This is a genomic window from Lapillicoccus sp., assembly GCF_036559105.1.
Classification (GTDB): Bacteria; Actinomycetota; Actinomycetes; order Actinomycetales; family Dermatophilaceae; genus Lapillicoccus.
The window spans coordinates 1-15,821 of the sequence record NZ_DATBTV010000130.1; the positions used below are offsets into that span (position 1 = coordinate 1).

Consider the following 15,821-nt stretch of genomic DNA (forward strand, 5'->3'; position numbering starts at 1 on the left):
CCCGAGCGGCCTCCTGTCCGGAGGCGGACGACACGGCGCCCCCAGCCGCTGCCGGTAGCGCTCGCGGCCGGCGGAGGGGCGGAACGGACGTCGGAGTGGCTGCACAGGTCGCGCTGGCGCGGCGGGAGTCGCCGCACACCGGGAGCCGCCTCGTACGACTGGCGTATGCGTTGACGCACGAGATGCCCTACCTGCTGGCGCTTCTGGAGCGTGGGGTGCTGTCCGAGCGGCGGGCGACGCTGGTCGTCGGCGAGTGCGCCGCCCTGTCGATGGAGCAGCGATCCCGAGTGGACGCCGAACTGTCGCACAGCGTGGGCGAGGCGCTGGGACGCCTCAGTGAGAGGGAGCTGACGAGCCGGGTGCGGGCGATCCCTACCGGCTGGACGCCCAAGCGGTGGTGGACCGTGCGGCCTACGCCGAGCGGGAGCGCCGGGTGACGCTGCGCCCAGCGCCCGACACGATGTGCTGGCTCACCGCGCTGTTGCCCGCGACGCAGGGGGTCGGGGTGCTGGCGGCGCTGACGCGAGCCGCGGACTCGGCGCGGGTCGCTGGTGACGCCCGGGCCAAGGGTCAGGTGATGGCCGACACGCTGGTCGAGCACGTCACCGGTCAGACGGTCGCCGATGCCGTGCCGGTCGAGGTGCAGCTGGTGATCACGGACCGGGCGCTGCTGTCCGGCGACGGCACGCCGGCCTGCCTCACCGGCTACGGCACGGTGCCCGCCGAGTGGGCACGAGGGCTGCTGGCTCCCGCTGCGTCCCGCCCTCCGACGAAGGTGGCGGCCGGAGAGCCGGAGCGGCCGGGGAACGTCGCAGCGGCGGCGCAGGTGTGGCTGCGCCGCCTCTACACGAACCCTACGGACGGCACGCTGGTGGCGATGGACTCGCAACGACGTCTCTTCGACGGAGCGTTGCGCCGCTTCCTGTTGGTTGTGGTGGCGGGATCTGCCGCACCCCGGGATGTGGGGCGGCGATCCGGCATCTCGACCACGTCACAGCCCACGCACAGGGCGGACGCACCAGCGCGGCCAACGGACAGGGCCTCTGCGTGCGCTGCAACCTGGTCAAGGAGCTGCTCGGCTGGCAGGCTCGAGTGGTTGCCCCGCATACCGTCGAGATCACCACTCCGACCGGCCACCGCTGCTCCGGGTCGGCCACCCCGCTGGTCCACGAGGATCCGGGGATCAGCGACAGTCCGATGGAGCGTGCCCTAGAGATGGCCCTCGCCGCCTGACTGCACCTCGGACGGCTCCGACCGCACGGGTGGGCGGAACCTAGACTTGACGCCATGATGTCCACTCTCGACCTGCGGGGACGTCCGCTCGAGGTGCGCGCGCTCCGGTCCGCGCTGCCTCGCGCCGAGTTCGACGTCGAGGCGGCGCTGCACCAGGTTCGCCCGATCGTCGAGGACGTCCGGCATCGCGGCGCGGACGCGCTGCGCGACCTCAGCGAGAAGTTCGACGGCGTCCGGCCGGAGCACCTGCGGGTCCCGGTGGAGGTGCTGCAGCACGCCCTGGACCGGCTCGACCCGTCGCTGCGGGCGGCTCTGGAGGAGTCGATCCGGCGCGCCCGGCTGGTCCACGCCGACCAGCGGCGCACCGACACGACGACCCAGGTCGTCCCTGGCGGGACCGTCACCGAGCGATGGGTGCCCGTCGACCGGGTGGGCCTCTACGTGCCCGGCGGACTGGCCGTCTACCCGTCCAGCGTCGTCATGAACGTCGTCCCCGCGCAGATCGCGGGTGTCGGGTCCCTCGCCGTCGCGAGCCCGCCGCAGAAGGAGAACACGGGCGAGCTCGCGGGCTATCCCAACGCCACCATCCTGGCCACCTGCGCCCTGCTCGGTGTCGACGAGGTCTACGCGGTCGGTGGCGCCCAGGCCGTGGCGATGTTCGCCTACGGCTACACCGAGGGCGACGAGGACTGTGTGCCCGTGTCGCTGGTCACCGGGCCCGGGAACATCTGGGTGGTCGCCGCCAAGCGGCTCCTCAAGGGGCTCATCGGGATCGACGCCGAGGCCGGACCGACCGAGATCGCCGTCCTCGCCGACGACACCGCCGACGCCGAGCACGTCGCCGCCGACCTGGTCAGCCAGGCCGAGCACGACCCCCTCGCCGCCGCCGTCCTCGTCACCGACAGCGAGGAGCTGGCCGCCGCCGTCGCGGAGGCCCTGATCCGTCGGGTCGCCGCCACCAAGCACAGCGAGCGGGTCGGCCAAGCCCTCACCGGCAGACAATCCCGCGTCGTCCTCGTCGACGACCTCGACGCCGGCCTTGACGTCGTCAACGCCTACGCCGCCGAGCACCTGGAGATCCAGACCCGTGACGCCGCAACGGTCGCGGCCCGGGTGCGGAACGCCGGCGCCGTCTTCATCGGCGCGTATGCGCCGGTGTCCCTCGGTGACTACGCCGCCGGGTCGAACCACGTCCTGCCCACGGCCGGCTGCGCCTGTCACAGCAGCGGCCTGTCGGTGCAGTCGTTCCTGCGCGGCATCCACGTCGTCGAGTACGACGAGCCCGCCCTGCGCGACATCGCCCCGCACGTCGTCACGCTGGCCGAGGCGGAGGACCTGCCCGCCCACGGCGAGGCCGTGACCGCCCGGTTCGGCGACAGCATCCCGTGAACGAGGCCATCGAGAACCTGCTTCGCGCGGACCTGCGGGGCCGGACGCCCTACGGCGCGCCGCAGCTCGACGTCCCGGTCCGGCTCAACACCAACGAGAACTCGTACGCGGTGCCGGACGACGTCGTCGCCGCCATCACCGCGGCAGTGACCGAGACCGCCCGTCACCTCAACCGTTACCCCGACCGGGAGTTCACCGAGCTGCGCGAGGCTCTCGCCGCATACCTCCGGTCCCAGACCGGCGTCGGCATCGCCCCCGAACAGGTCTGGGCCGGCAACGGCTCGAACGAGGTGCTGCTGCACCTGGTCCAGGCCTTCGGGGGAGTCGGCCGGACCGCCCTCGGCTTCACCCCCGCGTACTCGATGCACCCGATCATCACCCGCACCACCGGGACCACCTGGGTCGACGGGCTGCGCGGCACGCCGTCCGGTGTCTTCGACCTGGACGCCGGGTTGGCGGTCCGTCAGGTCCGCGCGACGCAACCGGACATCGTCTTCGTCTGCTCGCCCAACAACCCGACCGGTACCGCCCTCACGCTCGACGTGGTCGAGGCCGTGGTCGAAGCGGCCCCGACGTCGCTGGTCGTCGTGGACGAGGCCTACGCGGAGTTCGCCCGGCCCGGGACGCCGAGCGCGATGACCCTGCTCGAAGGTCGGCCGCTGCTCGTCGTGACCAGGACCATGAGCAAGGCCTTCGCGCTCGCCGGCGCGCGGGTCGGCTACCTTGCGGCCGACCCCGACCTCGTCGACGCGCTCCGGCTGGTCCGGATGCCCTACCACCTGTCGGACCCCACCCAAGCGGTCGCCCTTGCCGCGATCCGGCACGACGCCAGCCTGCTGGTCACCGTCGAGGCCATCAAGGGGGAGCGCGACCGGATCGTCGCCGAGCTGGCCGGGCTCGGCTACCCACCGGTCCCCAGCGACGCGAACTTCGTCCTCTACGGGGGCCTCGCCGACGCACGGGAGACGTGGCAGGCGCTGCTGGACCGCGGAGTACTGGTCCGCGACGTCGGCATCCCGCACCACCTCCGGGTCACGGCCGGCACGCCGGAGGAGACGTCGACGTTCCTGAGGGCGATGGCCGATCTGCCAGACTCGCACCGGCAGCACGCACGCGACACGCATCAGCAAGCACTGGAGGCACGGGCATGACGGCCAACCGGCGAGCCAGCCTGAGCCGCGCCACGAGCGAGTCGAAGGTCGACTTGACGCTCGACCTCGACGGCACGGGCGAGTCCGAGATCTCCACCGGCGTCCGGTTCTACGACCACATGCTCGCGTCCTTCGCGAAGCACTCGCTCATCGACCTGACCGTGACGGCCAGCGGGGACGTCGACGTCGACGCACACCACACCGTCGAGGACGTCGCCATCGTCCTCGGCGACGCGCTGCGCGAGGCGCTCGGCGACAAGCGCGGCATCTCCCGGTTCGGCGACGCGACCGTGCCGCTCGACGAGGCGCTCGTCCAGGCGGTGGTCGACGTCGCGGGCCGCCCCTACTGCGTCCATACCGGCGAGCCGGACGGCCAGGAGTACGTCGTCATCGGTGGCGCGTATGCGGGTTCGCTCACCCGGCACGTCTTCGAGACCCTCGCGCACCACGCGGGGATCGCCCTGCACATCCGGGTGCTGGGCGGCCGCGACCCCCACCACGTCGTCGAGGCCCAGTTCAAGGCGGTGGCCCGCGCGCTGCGGGCCGCGGTCGCGATCGACCCGCGAGTGACGGGCATACCGAGCGCCAAGGGCACCCTCTAGAGGTGGCCCCGCGCGAGCTCCCCCGCGGCATCCTCCTCGTGCACGGCGGCGTCGACTCCGCTGTCTCCTGGGCCGAGAGCGGCGTCGCGCCGCTCGCCGTCGTTCCCGAGGACGGTCGCTGGACCGCGGTGCTGCCGGCCGGAGAGGCGACGGCAGTACGCCGCCCCTACGACGACGTGGTGACGATGTTGCTGAACCGGCCGGTGCCGCACAAGCTGCGGCCGGCCGTAGGGGTCGGCGTGGTGGGTCGTCGGGCGGTGCTCTGTGTGACCCCCGGCGGCTGGCGGGCGGTACGCCGCTGGCTGGTCTGGCAGCCGGGGCACGGTGTCGTCCATCCGGGGGGTCTGCCGGTGGCCCGGCTGGCTGACGTCGTTGCCGCCGCCGGCCTCGACGGTCCGGGTGCCGTGGGCGAGCTGGCCGGCGTGCTGCACGACCCGGACGGCGACGCGCGTGCCGTCATGGGCGACCTCCTCGAGGTGCTCGGCCTCCCCGGCGGCACCTACCTCGCGGGCACCGCCCTGGCGGCCGACGCCTTCGGGGCGTCCGTCGTGGCACCGAAGCCGGCGGCCGTGCGCCGCTACGACAAGGCGGTGCACGATGACGTGAGCTGGCGAGACGAGATGGAGGAGAAGCGATGACGTCCCCGCCCACGGTCGTGGTCCTCGACTACGGCAGCGGCAACGTGCACTCGGCGGTGCGCGCGCTGGAGCGTGTCGGAGCCGACGTCTTGCTGACCGGCGACCCCAAGGCGGCCCTCGCCGCCGACGGCCTTTTCGTGCCCGGCGTCGGCAACTTCCACGCGTGTATGCGCGGCCTCCGGCAGGCTGACGGCGCTCGCCTCATCGACGTGCGGCTCGCCGGCGGCCGGCCGGTCCTCGGGGTGTGCGTCGGGATGCAGGTGCTCTTCGACGGCTCCTCCGAGCCGTTCTCCGGTCCGCCCGAGGAGGGGCTCGGCGAGTGGCCCGGGCTCGTCGAGCGGCTGCCCGCCGAGGTCGTCCCGCACATGGGCTGGTCGACGGTGAAACCCGGTGCCGACACGCGCCTGTTCGCGGGCGTCGAGGACGAGCGGTTCTACTTCGTGCACTCGTACGCGGCGCAGCAGTGGTCGCTCTACCCGGTGGGTACGTTCGCCGTGGTCGCCCCCGTTGTCACGTGGTCGACGCACGGCACCGACTTCGTCGCCGCCGTCGAGAACGGGCCGCTGTGCGCGACCCAGTTCCACCCGGAGAAGTCCGGCGACGCCGGCGCCCAGCTCCTGGAGAACTGGGTGAGGTCGCTGTGAGCGGGTCGCGGCTCGAGCTTCTCCCCGCCGTCGACATCGCCGACGGCCGGGCGGTCCAGCTGGTCCAGGGCGTGGCCGGCACCGGCGGAGAGTTCGGCGACCCGTTCGACGCGGCCCTCGCCTGGCAGGACCAGGGTGCGGAGTGGCTGCACCTCGTCGACCTGGACGCGGCGTTCGGGCGCGGGTCGAACCGCGAGCTGGTCGACGCGATCGTTGGCAAGCTCGACATCCAGGTCGAGCTGTCCGGCGGGATCCGGGACGCCGGTTCCCTCGCTGCCGCGCTCGCGACCGGATGCCGCCGGGTCAACCTCGGTACGGCGGCGCTCGAGCAGCCCGAGTGGACCGCGCAGGCCATCGCCGAGCACGGCGACCGGATCGCCGTCGGCCTGGACGTTCGCGGGACGACGCTCGCGGCGCGCGGGTGGACCCGCGACGGCGGCGACCTGTGGGAGACGTTGGCGCGGTTGGACGGCGAGGGCTGCGCCCGCTACGTCGTGACCGACGTCAACAAGGACGGGATGCTCGCCGGCCCGAACCTCGCCCTGCTCGAGCAGGTGTGCGAGCGCACCGCACGCCCGGTCGTGGCCTCGGGCGGCGTGTCGACGCTCGACGACGTGCGCGCCCTCCGCACGCTGGTCGACGCCGGGGTCGAGGGAGCCATCATCGGGTCGGCCCTCTACCGGGGCGCGTTCACCCTGCCCGAGGCGCTCGACGTGGCGGGTCGCCCGTGAGCGCGGGGGCGGCGGATCGGGTACGGCACTTCTCCGGCGGGATCTGGGAGACGGCGTACGGGTACGCCCGGGCCATGCGGGTGGGGCGGTTCGTGTTCGTCTCCGGCTGCACCTCGATGGTGGACGGACGGGTGCGGTACCCCGCGGACCCGGCTGCGCAGGTCCGGGTCGCCCTGGAGACCGCGCAGAACGCCCTGACCGAGCTCGGCACGGGCGTCGCCGACGTGGTGCGCACCCGCATGTACGTCACGCACCGGCGCGACTGCGACGCGGTCGGCCGGGTCCACGCGGAGGTCTTCGGCGAGCACCCGCCGGTGGCGACGATGGTCATCGTGGCCGGGCTGGTGCACCCGGACATGCGGGTGGAGATCGAGGTCGAGGCCGTGCTGCCGGACATCGCGGACGGATGACGGGTACCAACGGCGGTACCGACAGCGCGGGTACGCCGTGGGCCGGGCGCGCGCTCTCGGGGACCGGGTTCGAGGCGGACGACGGTGCGGCCGACCCCGCCTGGCTCGCCGCACTCGCGGAGGTCCACCGACGACCATCGGCGGAGGCCGACGCGATGCTGGTCCGGACGGCGGCAGCCGCGCGGTGGCTGGTGCCCGTCGTCGCCGTCCTCGACGAGCAGGACGACGGCGCCCACGGTCACACCGTCGACACGCAGACGGACATGGCCCTGGTGACGCTCACCGGCCCGGACGGACGCCGCGCGCTGCCGGTGTTCACCAGCGTCGCGGCCCTCGCGGCGTGGGACGCCACCGCCCGTCCCGTGCCGGTGACGGCGGCGCGGGCGGCCCGGGCGGCGGTGGCCGAGGGCTGTCACGTCGTCGTCGTGGACCTGGGGAGGGAGACGCCGACCGAGCTGCGTCCGAGCATGCTGTGGGCACTCGCGCAGGAGACCGAGTGGCACCCCGCGCATACGGATCCCTTTGTGGCCCAGTCAGTCTCGCGGGCCGTCGCCGACGAGGGAGACATCCTCAGGCATCGGCTGGAGGAGGGCGAGCCACCGGGGAGTGGCGTGCTCCGGGTCGTCCTGGGCCTGCCCGCCGGGATGCCCGCTGATTCGGTCCAGGCCCTGGCCACCCGGGTCGGCGAGCAGCTGGCCACCGACGGCGAGCTCCGGGCGCGGGTCGACGAGCTGACCTTCGCGGTGGAAGCCGTCAGGCAATGAGGCCGAGGGGCGCCGGGGTCTTGTCGAGCACCCGAGACGGGTCGGCGCCGAGGACCTTGTCCAACACCTCGCCGTAGACCGACCGGAAGTCGACCGTGGTCTTGAGGTCGCCGTTGTCGAGGTCGGTCAGCGACGGCTGGTCGCCGTGGAACCCGGCCTGAACCGTGTCGCCGATGAGGAACACCGGTCCGGAGGTGCCGTGGTCGGTGCCCTGCGAGGCGTTGGCCTTCACCCGGCGGCCGAACTCGGAGTACGCCATGACCACGACGTCCTTCTCGCGGGCCGACCCGGTCAGCGCGCTCCGGAACGCGGTGATCGCCTTGTCCACCTGGGTCAGCTGAGCGGTCTGGGCGATCTTCTCGTCCGCGTGGGTGTCGAACCCCGACGCCGACACCGCGTAGACCCGGGTCGGCACGTTCGCCTTGACGCACCGCGCGACGACGTCCAGCTGCGCGGTCAGGGCGGCCCGCTGGCCGTTCCCGGCGGCGTCCCCACCGGCCTCGTCGCCGGCGTCCGAGGTGATCGGGCCGAAGGTGTGCTCACAGCGCTGCTGGGCCGCGTACGACGCCACGACGAGCTTGGCCGCCGGCCCGTCGGCGGCGTCCGGCGTCGCGAACCCCTTGAGGATCGACGCGGTCATGGCCGACGACGTGGACTTCCCGACCGACAGGGCGGCCGCGGTGGCCTTCGCCCCGACGGCCAGCGGGGGCAGCACCTCGCCGATGTTGAGCGCCAGTAACGGGTCGTCGCCGGCGCTGTCGAGCCAGCGGCCGACCCACCCCGACGCGACAGGGGTCTCGGGCGAGGCGGTCTGCCAGATGTCCATCGACCGGAAGTGGCTGTGGTCCGGCTTCGGGTACCCGACCCCGCGGACGATCGCGAGCTTCTTCTGGCTCCAGAGTGCGGCCATCCCGGTCAGGCCCGGGTTGAGGCCCAGCTGGTCGTCGAGGTGGAGCACCTCCGTCGGCGTGTAGGCGAGCTCCGGCCGCGCATCGTGGTATGCCGGATCCGCATACGGGACAACGGTGTTCAGCCCGTCGTTGCCGCCGTACATCGTGACCAGGACGAGAATGGGGCTGTTCGCCGGTAGCGGGTCGGACTGGCCGCGCGCCAGCACGTGCTCGAGCGTGACCCCGGCCGAACCAGCCAGCACCGCAGTGGCGCCGGCCACTCCGGACGCGCGCAGGAAGGTCCGGCGGGTGAGGCCGTCCATCGGCTTCCTCGGGTTCAGCGGCGGGAGGTTGGCCATCAGATCACCAGGTTCTCGGGAGCGACCAGCGCCATGGCGACGAGGCGCTGGGGGTCGTTGGTATGCGTCTTCAGCTCGGCCAGCGTGCGGTCCGAGAACGCCGGGATGCCGAGCAGGTGGGCCACGGCGTCGACGCGCCCGGCCTGCGGTGCGGCCTGCACGGCCTGGAGGTCGCCGGCCCGAGCGAGCATCGCCGCGGTCTGCACCCGGGTCGTCGCCGACGCGGTGGACAGCCACGCCTGTCCGGACGGCCAGCCGCTGACGTTGGGCGGGAAGAACGGGAGCTGGCCGAGCGCGCGCATCGCTCCGGCGGCCTTCTTGACGGTGTCGTCGTCGGTCTTCACGTGGAGGGAGCGCATCGCCCCGACGACCCACTCGACCGGGGAGGCGACCAGGGATCCGGACGTCGCCGCATACGCGTCGTCGGTCAGCATCGCCTGGAAGAGCGCGGTGAGGTCCCGGTTCGAGCCGTATGCGGCGACCAGGCGGCTCAGCGTCTCCGCCGGTGGCGCCTCGGGCCCGGCGAGGAGCTGCCACCACCGGGTCGTGACGAACGGCGCCGAGGTCCTCTGGTCGAGCAGGGCCCGGACGAACGCTGCGGCGTCGAGGTCCCCCGTGGTACCGAGGAGGGTCTTGGGCTTGGCGTCGTGCCGTTTGGCGACGAAGACCGCGGAGCCGGTCGAGCGGTCGAGCGTCCAGCCGGTGAGCGCCCGGGCCCCCTCGCGGACGTCCTGCTCGGTGTAGCCCCCCGAGTGCCCCAACGTGAACAGCTCCATGAACTCGCGCGAGAGGTTCTCGTTGGGCGCCTTGACGGTGTTCTGCTGACCGTCCAGCCAGAACAGGAGGGCCGGGTCGACGACCATCGACTCGGCCAAGTCGGTGAAGGTGCCGCGCCCCTTGGCCCGCAGGGTCGCGTTCTGCGCCAGCAGCATCGGTGCGGACTTCACCTTGGTCGCGGACGTCGCGAAGTGGTTGTGCCAGCCGAAGGTGAGCTTCTCGACCACGGGGTTCTGCACGGCGACCATCCGGCGGATCCACCAGGCGGTGAGCTGGGTGACCTGGTCGGCCGCCTGCTTCCGGCGCTGCTGCCTCTGCTCCGTCGTGGCGTCCTGGCCCACTGGGGGCACCGCCTCGAAGTTCGGTGGAGGTGCTGCGGCCGCCCCGGGGTCGGACTCCGGGGCGGCGCGCAGCGACGTCTGCAGCCATACCGACGGTCCCGCTGCCACGACCGCGTCGACGAGGTCCCCCGAGGCCCCGAAGCCCGTGGACCGCACGAGGTGGGCCGCGGCCGACCAGCCGGCTGACGACGTCATGCGCCCACCCTGACGCCGCCGTGTTCGAGCCGTGTTCGGAGCGCTTTACGGGTGGGTTCGCGTTCCGGTCCAGGCACCCGGGGTGGGGGGAGCGAGTGCCGTCGGCGTCAGCAGAGGCATCCGGATGGTGAACCGTGCGCCGCCCTCGACGGCGTGCCCCGCCTCCACCGTGCCGCCCAGCCGGTCGACGATGCGGTGGACGATGGCCAGGCCGAGGCCGGTGCCGACCTGTCGGATGCCGCGGTACCGCTCGTAGAGCGCGGACCGCTCGAACGCCACCGTCAGGTCGTCGTCGCTGAGGCCCGGGCCGCCGTCCCGCACCTCGAGGACCGCAACACCGCCCGGTTCCGTATGCGTCGCCACCACGATCGGCGCACCCTGCGGGGTGACCCGGAGAGCGTTCTCCAGCAGGCCGTCGAGGGCCTGGCGCAGCCGCTGTGCGTCGGCGAAGACGACGATGGCCGGGTCCACCGCCTCCACCCGGAAGTCCACGCCCGCCGCCGCACAGCGGTGCCCCCAGATCTCGGCGGCGCCGTCGACGACGCCGCGCAGGTCCACCGGAGCGGAGTCCATCCGCATCTCCGTCGCGTCCAGCCGGGCCAGATCGAGCAGGTCGGCGACCAGGCGTTCCAGCCGTTTCGCCTCGTCTCCGATGACCGTCCCGACTGCGGCGAGGCGATCCGGCGGGACGACACCGTCGGCCAGCGACTCGGCATATCCGGTGATCGCGGTGAGCGGGGTCCGCAGGTCGTGGGACACCGAGAGGAGGAACTCGCGCTGCCGGGCCTCCGAGTGGGACAGTGCGCCGGCCAGCCGGTTGACCGACGCGGCGACCTCGGCCACCTCGCGCGGACCCTCCTCGGGGATCGCGACGTCGCGCGAGCCCTGGGCCATGGCCGTGGCCGCTGCGGCCGTGCGCTTGAGCGAGCGGGAGAGCCGCCACGCGACGAGCAACCCAAGGGCCGCGGCGATGAGACCGGTGATGACCAGGCTGATGGTCAGCTGTTGCAACGCCTGGCCGCCCAGCGCCAGGGCGTCGCCGCGACGCTGGGCGAGGACGAGCCCGCCGGCCGGCGTCGGCCGCGCCTCGACGAGGAGGATGCCGTCGTCGCGGGGCAGCCGCAGGGAGAGCGACTCGCCCTGGGAGAGGCGCTGCGTCTGCTCGGGGGTGAGCGACCGCACGGCGACCTGGTCGCCGACGAGGGTGGGGGCGCCGTTCGCGCGGCTGCGCACGACGGCGATCTGGACGTTGATCGACTGCAGCGCCTTGCGGGCCCGCGCCTGGGCCGCTTCCGGGCTCACGCCCACCTGGGCCGTCGCCTCGGCCTGGTCGGCCAGCGCGACGAGGGCCGCCCGGGCGGTCTGCTCGTTGGCCCGCTGGAGCAGGTTGACACTGATGACGATGCCGGCCACCGAGGTCAGGACGGCCACGGACACCGCCAGCAGGGCGATCCGGGTGGCCAGCGTGGGTCGCAGTCGCTCCCTCACGGGCCGGGCCGACCGGACGCGCGGTCCGGCTGCTGCGCCGCATACCCGACGCCCCTCACCGTGCGGATGACGTCGTGGCTTCCGAGCTTCGCGCGCACCTGCGCGACGTGCACGTCGACGGTGCGCTGGCCCGCAGCGGTGTCGTAGCCCCAGACCTGCCGCATCAGCTGTTCCCGGCTGTAGACGCGGCCGGGCGAACCCATCAGGTACGCCAGCAGGTCGAACTCCGTTGCCGTGAAGGCGATCTCGCTGTCACCCGCATACGCACGGCGCTCGTCGGGAACGAGCCGGACGTCACCACAGACCAGCTCCTTGACCGTCTCGGAGCGCTCGTGGAGCTGGGTGCGGCGCAGGACGCTGCCGATGCGGGCGATGACCTCGCGCGGCGAGAACGGCTTGGTGACGTAGTCGTCCGCACCGAGTTCGAGGCCGACCACGCGGTCGACCTCGTCGTCGCGGGCGGTGACGAAGAGGATCGGCGTCCAGTCGTCCTCGGACCGAAGCCGGCGGCAGACCTGGATCCCGTCGAGGCCCGGCAGCCCGATGTCGAGGAGGATCACGTCCGGCCGGTCGCGGCGGATCGCGTCGAGCGCCGCCAGCCCGTCGCGTTCGACGTGGGTGCGGTAGCCCGACAGCTCCAGCTGGAGGCTGACCATCTGGGCGATCGCCGGGTCGTCCTCGACGACCATGACCAGCGACGCGCGCGGGTCCGACGTCACGTCCGGCAGCCTACGGCGCGGCCGGTGACAGCCGGGTCACCCTCACGTTCGGGTTGTGTACGCGCGCCGCCGTCGCTCGCGGAACCCCCGGTGCTGCGTGAGGCGTTCTCTCGCCGGGTTATCGTCGTGCTCCGGCTCGCTAGGGGGCCGAACCGGGCAGGAAGGAGGGGCCGTGTCCCAACCGTCTCTCACCCTGTCGTTGGCGTCCGACCCGGTCCTCGACGCCGAGCGCCGCCGCGGGCTGCGCCAGATGCGGCTCGTGGCGTTGTCGCTGCTGGTGTTCGCCGCGGTCGTGTTCCTCGCGACGCTCCGGGTCAAGGACCAGGGGTTCTGGGGGTTTGTGAACGCCGGGGCCGAGGCGTCGATGGTGGGCGCCATGGCCGACTGGTTCGCGGTAACGGCGCTGTTCCGGCACCCGCTGGGACTCCCGATCCCGCATACCGCGCTGATCCCGCGCCGCAAGGACATGCTGGCCCAAAGCCTGCAGGACTTCATGGGCGAGAACTTCCTGCGCGAGGACATCATCCGCGACCGGGTCCTATCGGCCCAGATCAGCGACCGGCTGGCGAACTGGCTGCTCGATCCCGCCAACGCGCGACGGGTCGTCGACGAGGCCTCGCACATGACCACGCTCGGCCTCGAGCGGATGCGCGACGAGGCGGTCGCCGAGATCGTCGAGGAGGCGGTCATCCCGCGGCTGCGCGAGGAGCCCATCAGCCCGATCGCCGGCAGCCTGCTCGGCGAGGTGGTCCGCGACAAGGCGCACTACGGGCTGGTGGACCTGGCGCTGGGCGAGTTCCACCGGTGGCTCACCGAGAACCCCGAGACGTTCGCGCGGGTCCTCGCGGAGCGCGCGCCGTGGTGGGCGCCGCACCAGGTCAACGACCTCGTCATCACGCGGATGCACAAGGAGGCGCTGAAGTGGGTCTCGGAGATCCGCGAGAACCCGACCCACCAGGCCCGGATCGCCCTCGACGACCTGCTCGCCGACCTGGCCGACGACCTGCTCCACGACGAGGCGACCATCGAGCGCGCCGAGCGGCTCAAGGTCCGGATCCTCGACCATCCGCAGCTGATGGAGACGGTCCTGTCGCTGTGGCGTGCGTTCCGGTCCGCGCTCATCGCGGCGCTCGCCGACCCCGAGGGTCCGCTGCGCACGCGGATCCAGTCGGAGGTGGAGAGGTTCGCCCAGCGGGTCGTCGCCGAGCAGGACCTGCGGGCCCGTCTGGACGGGTACGTCGCGGACCTCGCGGCGTTCGCCGTGAACCGCTACGGCACCGAGCTGACCGCCGTGATCAGCCACACCATCAACCGGTGGGACGGCAAGGAGACCGCGTCGCGGGTGGAGCTGTTCGTCGGCCGCGACCTGCAGTTCATCCGGATCAACGGCACCATCGTCGGCGGCCTCGTCGGACTCGTCATCCACGCCGTCGTCGTCCTCATCGGCTGACCCGCCGCCTGACTCGGTGGAGGTATATCCGAGACGCTAGAGCGCTCGGATACACCTCCACCGAGAGCAGCCCGTCAGTGGGCGGCGTTGGTGGCCGTCTCGACGATCGGGTCGTTGACCACCTTGGCCTCGTCGGCGTCGCCACCGGGGTTGGGCTCACCGACGCCGGCGCGCACCATCTCCTCGATCTGCTTGCCGGTGTCGGCGTCGACGTTCTTCCAGTAGTCGAACGCGCGCTCCAGCACCGGGCTCTTCACGCCGCCGAGCAGGTGGCCGGCGACGGTGTCGACGAAGGCCGAGCGCTGCTCGTCCGTCCACACCTCGCGAACCAGCGTGCCGGCCTGGCCGAAGTCGTCGTCGTCGGGACGCAGCGTGTATGCCTGCCGCACCATCGCCCCGTCGGTCTCCCAGCCGTCCTCGACCTCGCCGACCACGTCGGCGTAGCCACGGCCCTGGCTGTTCGGCGCATACACCGGAGCGTTGCCGTTGTGGTCGTAGGCCATCGGGCCGTCCTGCGTGTAGGTGTTGAGCTCGACGCGCGGGCGGTTGACCGGCAGCTGCAGGTAGTTCGGGCCGATCCGGTAGCGGTGCGTGTCGGAGTAGGCGAAGGCCCGGCCCAGCAGCATCTTGTCCGGCGAGAACCCGATCCCCGGCACCAGCGCCGACGGCTCGAAGGCCGCCTGCTCGATCTGCGCGAAGAAGTTGTCGGGGTTCTTGTTGAGGGTCATCGTGCCGACCTTGATGAGCGGGTAGTCGCTGTGCGGCCACACCTTGGTCAGGTCGAACGGGTTGAACCGGTAGGTCTTGGCGTCCTCGTAGGGCATGACCTGGACCGACAGGGTCCAGCTCGGGAAGTCGCCGGCCTCGATGGCGTCGTGGAGGTCGCGGCGGTGGTGGTCGGCGTCCTGCCCCGCGATCCGCTCGGCCTCGGTGCCGGTGAGGCTCTCGACGCCCTGGTCGCTGTGGAAGTGGTACTTCACCCAGTGCTTCTCGCCGGCCGCGTTGACCCAGAGGTAGGTGTGCGAGCCGTAGCCGTTCATGTGGCGGAACGTCTTCGGGATGCCGCGGTCGCCCATGAGGTAGGTGACCTGGTGGGCCGACTCCGGGTTCAGCGACCAGAAGTCCCACTGCATGTGGTTGTCGCGCAGGCCGGAGCCGCCGAGCCGCTTCTGGCTGCGGATGAAGTGGGGAAACTTCATCGTGTCGCGGACGAAGAACACCGGGGTGTTGTTGCCGACGAGGTCGTAGTTGCCCTCGGACGTGTAGAACTTGATCGCGAACCCGCGGGGGTCGCGCCACGTGTCGGGGCTGCCCTGCTCGCCGGCGACGGACGAGAAGCGGATGACGAGCTTCGTGTCGACGCCCGGCTGGAACAGCGCGGCGCGGGTGTACCGCGAGACGTCGCCGGTGACCCGGAAGTGGCCGAACGCGCCGCCGCCCTTCGCGTGGACGACGCGCTCCGGCACGCGCTCGCGGTTGAACTGGGCGAGCTTCTCGATCAGGTAGTGGTCGGTGAGCGCGATCGAGCCGTCGTTGCCGACGCTCTGGGAGTGCTGGTCGCTGCCCACCGGTGCGCCGCTGTTGGTCGTGGTGTGGGTTCCGTCGGTCATGCCACTCCTTCTTCTCCGGTGGCCTGCGCCGCGGTTCGGGCCGCGCAGTCGGGGCAGACGCCCCAGAACGTGATCTCCGCCGTGGCGACGGAGAAGCCGTGGGTGTCCGCCGGCCGGAGGCACGGGGCCTGCTCCGTCGCGCAGTCGACGTCGACGATGCGGGAGCAGCGGGTGCAGACGAGGTGGTGGTGGTTGTCGCCGACGCGCGGCTCGTAGCGCGCGGCCGAGCCCGCGGGTTCGATCCTGCGCAGCAGACCGTGGTCGGTGAGCACCTGCAGCGAGAGGTAGACGGCCTGGAGGGTCATCCGCACCCCCTCGGATGCGAGGAGGCGGCGCAGCTCCTCCGCGCTCGAGTGCGAGTGCTCCTGGAGCGCCTCGAGCGCAGCGACCCGGCCCTTCGTGACCTTCAAGCCGACGGCGCGGAGGCGCT

The 15,821-nt window shown here is 72.4% G+C and carries 17 protein-coding genes; 11 read left to right on the top strand and 6 right to left on the bottom strand.

Features of this window, described 5'->3' with window-relative positions:
* The first annotated feature begins 95 nt into the window (after positions 1–95).
* From VIG79_RS16145 to VIG79_RS16190, 10 genes are all read left to right on the top strand, one after another.
* Positions 96–437: a DUF222 domain-containing protein gene (locus VIG79_RS16145; protein WP_331887500.1), complete on the top strand. Its 342-nt coding sequence runs from the start codon at positions 96–98 to the stop codon at positions 435–437.
* 391 nt (positions 438–828) lie between these two features.
* Entirely contained in the window at positions 829–1,233 is a 405-nt protein-coding gene (locus tag VIG79_RS16150) for an HNH endonuclease signature motif containing protein (protein WP_331887501.1), read from the top strand.
* 54 nt (positions 1,234–1,287) lie between these two features.
* Positions 1,288–2,622, top strand: coding sequence for a histidinol dehydrogenase (gene hisD / locus VIG79_RS16155; RefSeq protein ID WP_331887502.1), 1,335 nt, complete (start codon positions 1,288–1,290; stop codon positions 2,620–2,622).
* The gene (locus VIG79_RS16160) at positions 2,619–3,773 is read left to right on the top strand and encodes a histidinol-phosphate transaminase (RefSeq protein ID WP_331887503.1); all 1,155 of its coding nucleotides are present in this window, start codon (positions 2,619–2,621) and stop codon (positions 3,771–3,773) included. The genes hisD and VIG79_RS16160 overlap by 4 nt, the downstream gene beginning before the upstream one ends.
* Positions 3,770–4,375: an imidazoleglycerol-phosphate dehydratase HisB gene (gene hisB / locus VIG79_RS16165; protein ID WP_331887504.1), complete on the top strand. Its 606-nt coding sequence runs from the start codon at positions 3,770–3,772 to the stop codon at positions 4,373–4,375. The genes VIG79_RS16160 and hisB overlap by 4 nt, the downstream gene beginning before the upstream one ends.
* 2 nt (positions 4,376–4,377) lie before the next feature.
* A complete protein-coding gene (locus VIG79_RS16170) occupies positions 4,378–5,013 on the top strand; it encodes a hypothetical protein (RefSeq protein ID WP_331887505.1) in 636 nt (211 codons plus the stop codon).
* Positions 5,010–5,657, top strand: coding sequence for an imidazole glycerol phosphate synthase subunit HisH (hisH, locus tag VIG79_RS16175; protein ID WP_331887506.1), 648 nt, complete (start codon positions 5,010–5,012; stop codon positions 5,655–5,657). Before VIG79_RS16170 ends, hisH begins: the two co-directional genes overlap by 4 nt.
* Positions 5,654–6,388 (top strand): bifunctional 1-(5-phosphoribosyl)-5-((5-phosphoribosylamino)methylideneamino)imidazole-4-carboxamide isomerase/phosphoribosylanthranilate isomerase PriA, encoded by a 735-nt coding sequence (gene priA, locus VIG79_RS16180; RefSeq protein ID WP_331887507.1) that lies wholly within the window; start codon positions 5,654–5,656, stop codon positions 6,386–6,388. The genes hisH and priA overlap by 4 nt, the downstream gene beginning before the upstream one ends.
* Positions 6,385–6,798, top strand: a complete 414-nt coding sequence (locus tag VIG79_RS16185; protein WP_331887508.1) for a RidA family protein — start codon at positions 6,385–6,387, stop codon at positions 6,796–6,798. The genes priA and VIG79_RS16185 overlap by 4 nt, the downstream gene beginning before the upstream one ends.
* A complete protein-coding gene (locus VIG79_RS16190; protein WP_331887509.1) occupies positions 6,795–7,562 on the top strand; it encodes an SseB family protein in 768 nt (255 codons plus the stop codon). The genes VIG79_RS16185 and VIG79_RS16190 overlap by 4 nt, the downstream gene beginning before the upstream one ends.
* On the opposite strand, the gene VIG79_RS16195 is transcribed toward VIG79_RS16190, so the two are convergent.
* Genes VIG79_RS16195 through VIG79_RS16210 form a run of 4 tightly spaced genes read right to left on the bottom strand, consistent with a single transcriptional unit; the run spans position 7,552 to position 12,331 of the window.
* A complete protein-coding gene (locus VIG79_RS16195; RefSeq protein ID WP_331887510.1) occupies positions 7,552–8,811 on the bottom strand; it encodes a DUF1501 domain-containing protein in 1,260 nt (419 codons plus the stop codon). The two genes, VIG79_RS16190 and VIG79_RS16195, sit on opposite strands and share 11 nt — an antisense overlap.
* Complete coding sequence (locus tag VIG79_RS16200) at positions 8,811–10,124, bottom strand: DUF1800 domain-containing protein (protein WP_331887511.1); 1,314 nt, start codon at positions 10,122–10,124, stop codon at positions 8,811–8,813. Before VIG79_RS16200 ends, VIG79_RS16195 begins: the two co-directional genes overlap by 1 nt.
* Before the next feature lie 45 nt (positions 10,125–10,169).
* Positions 10,170–11,612: a HAMP domain-containing sensor histidine kinase gene (locus VIG79_RS16205; protein ID WP_331887512.1), complete on the bottom strand. Its 1,443-nt coding sequence runs from the start codon at positions 11,610–11,612 to the stop codon at positions 10,170–10,172.
* A complete protein-coding gene (locus VIG79_RS16210) occupies positions 11,609–12,331 on the bottom strand; it encodes a response regulator transcription factor (protein ID WP_331887513.1) in 723 nt (240 codons plus the stop codon). Before VIG79_RS16210 ends, VIG79_RS16205 begins: the two co-directional genes overlap by 4 nt.
* Before the next feature lie 172 nt (positions 12,332–12,503).
* Between VIG79_RS16210 and VIG79_RS16215 the strand changes: the two genes are divergently transcribed.
* Positions 12,504–13,781 (top strand): DUF445 domain-containing protein, encoded by a 1,278-nt coding sequence (locus tag VIG79_RS16215; RefSeq protein ID WP_331887514.1) that lies wholly within the window; start codon positions 12,504–12,506, stop codon positions 13,779–13,781.
* A gap of 74 nt (positions 13,782–13,855) precedes the next feature.
* Here VIG79_RS16215 and VIG79_RS16220 read toward each other — a convergent pair whose 3' ends face one another.
* Positions 13,856–15,391 (bottom strand): catalase, encoded by a 1,536-nt coding sequence (locus tag VIG79_RS16220; RefSeq protein ID WP_331887515.1) that lies wholly within the window; start codon positions 15,389–15,391, stop codon positions 13,856–13,858.
* A partial coding sequence (locus VIG79_RS16225) for a Fur family transcriptional regulator (protein ID WP_331887516.1) occupies positions 15,388–15,821 on the bottom strand: 434 nt, incomplete at its 5' end. The genes VIG79_RS16225 and VIG79_RS16220, both read right to left, overlap by 4 nt.

Excerpts from the sequence above, each read along its gene's own strand:
- hisH (WP_331887506.1), top strand. The coding sequence starts at position 5,010 with ATGACGTCCCCGCCCACGGTCGTGGTCCTCGACTACGGCAGCGGCAAC.
- VIG79_RS16195 (WP_331887510.1), bottom strand. The coding sequence starts at position 8,811 with ATGGCCAACCTCCCGCCGCTGAACCCGAGGAAGCCGATGGACGGCCTC.
- VIG79_RS16200 (WP_331887511.1), bottom strand. The coding sequence starts at position 10,124 with ATGACGTCGTCAGCCGGCTGGTCGGCCGCGGCCCACCTCGTGCGGTCC.
- VIG79_RS16220 (WP_331887515.1), bottom strand. The coding sequence starts at position 15,391 with ATGACCGACGGAACCCACACCACGACCAACAGCGGCGCACCGGTGGGC.
- hisB (WP_331887504.1), top strand. The coding sequence starts at position 3,770 with ATGACGGCCAACCGGCGAGCCAGCCTGAGCCGCGCCACGAGCGAGTCG.
- hisD (WP_331887502.1), top strand. The coding sequence starts at position 1,288 with ATGATGTCCACTCTCGACCTGCGGGGACGTCCGCTCGAGGTGCGCGCG.
- VIG79_RS16190 (WP_331887509.1), top strand. The coding sequence starts at position 6,795 with ATGACGGGTACCAACGGCGGTACCGACAGCGCGGGTACGCCGTGGGCC.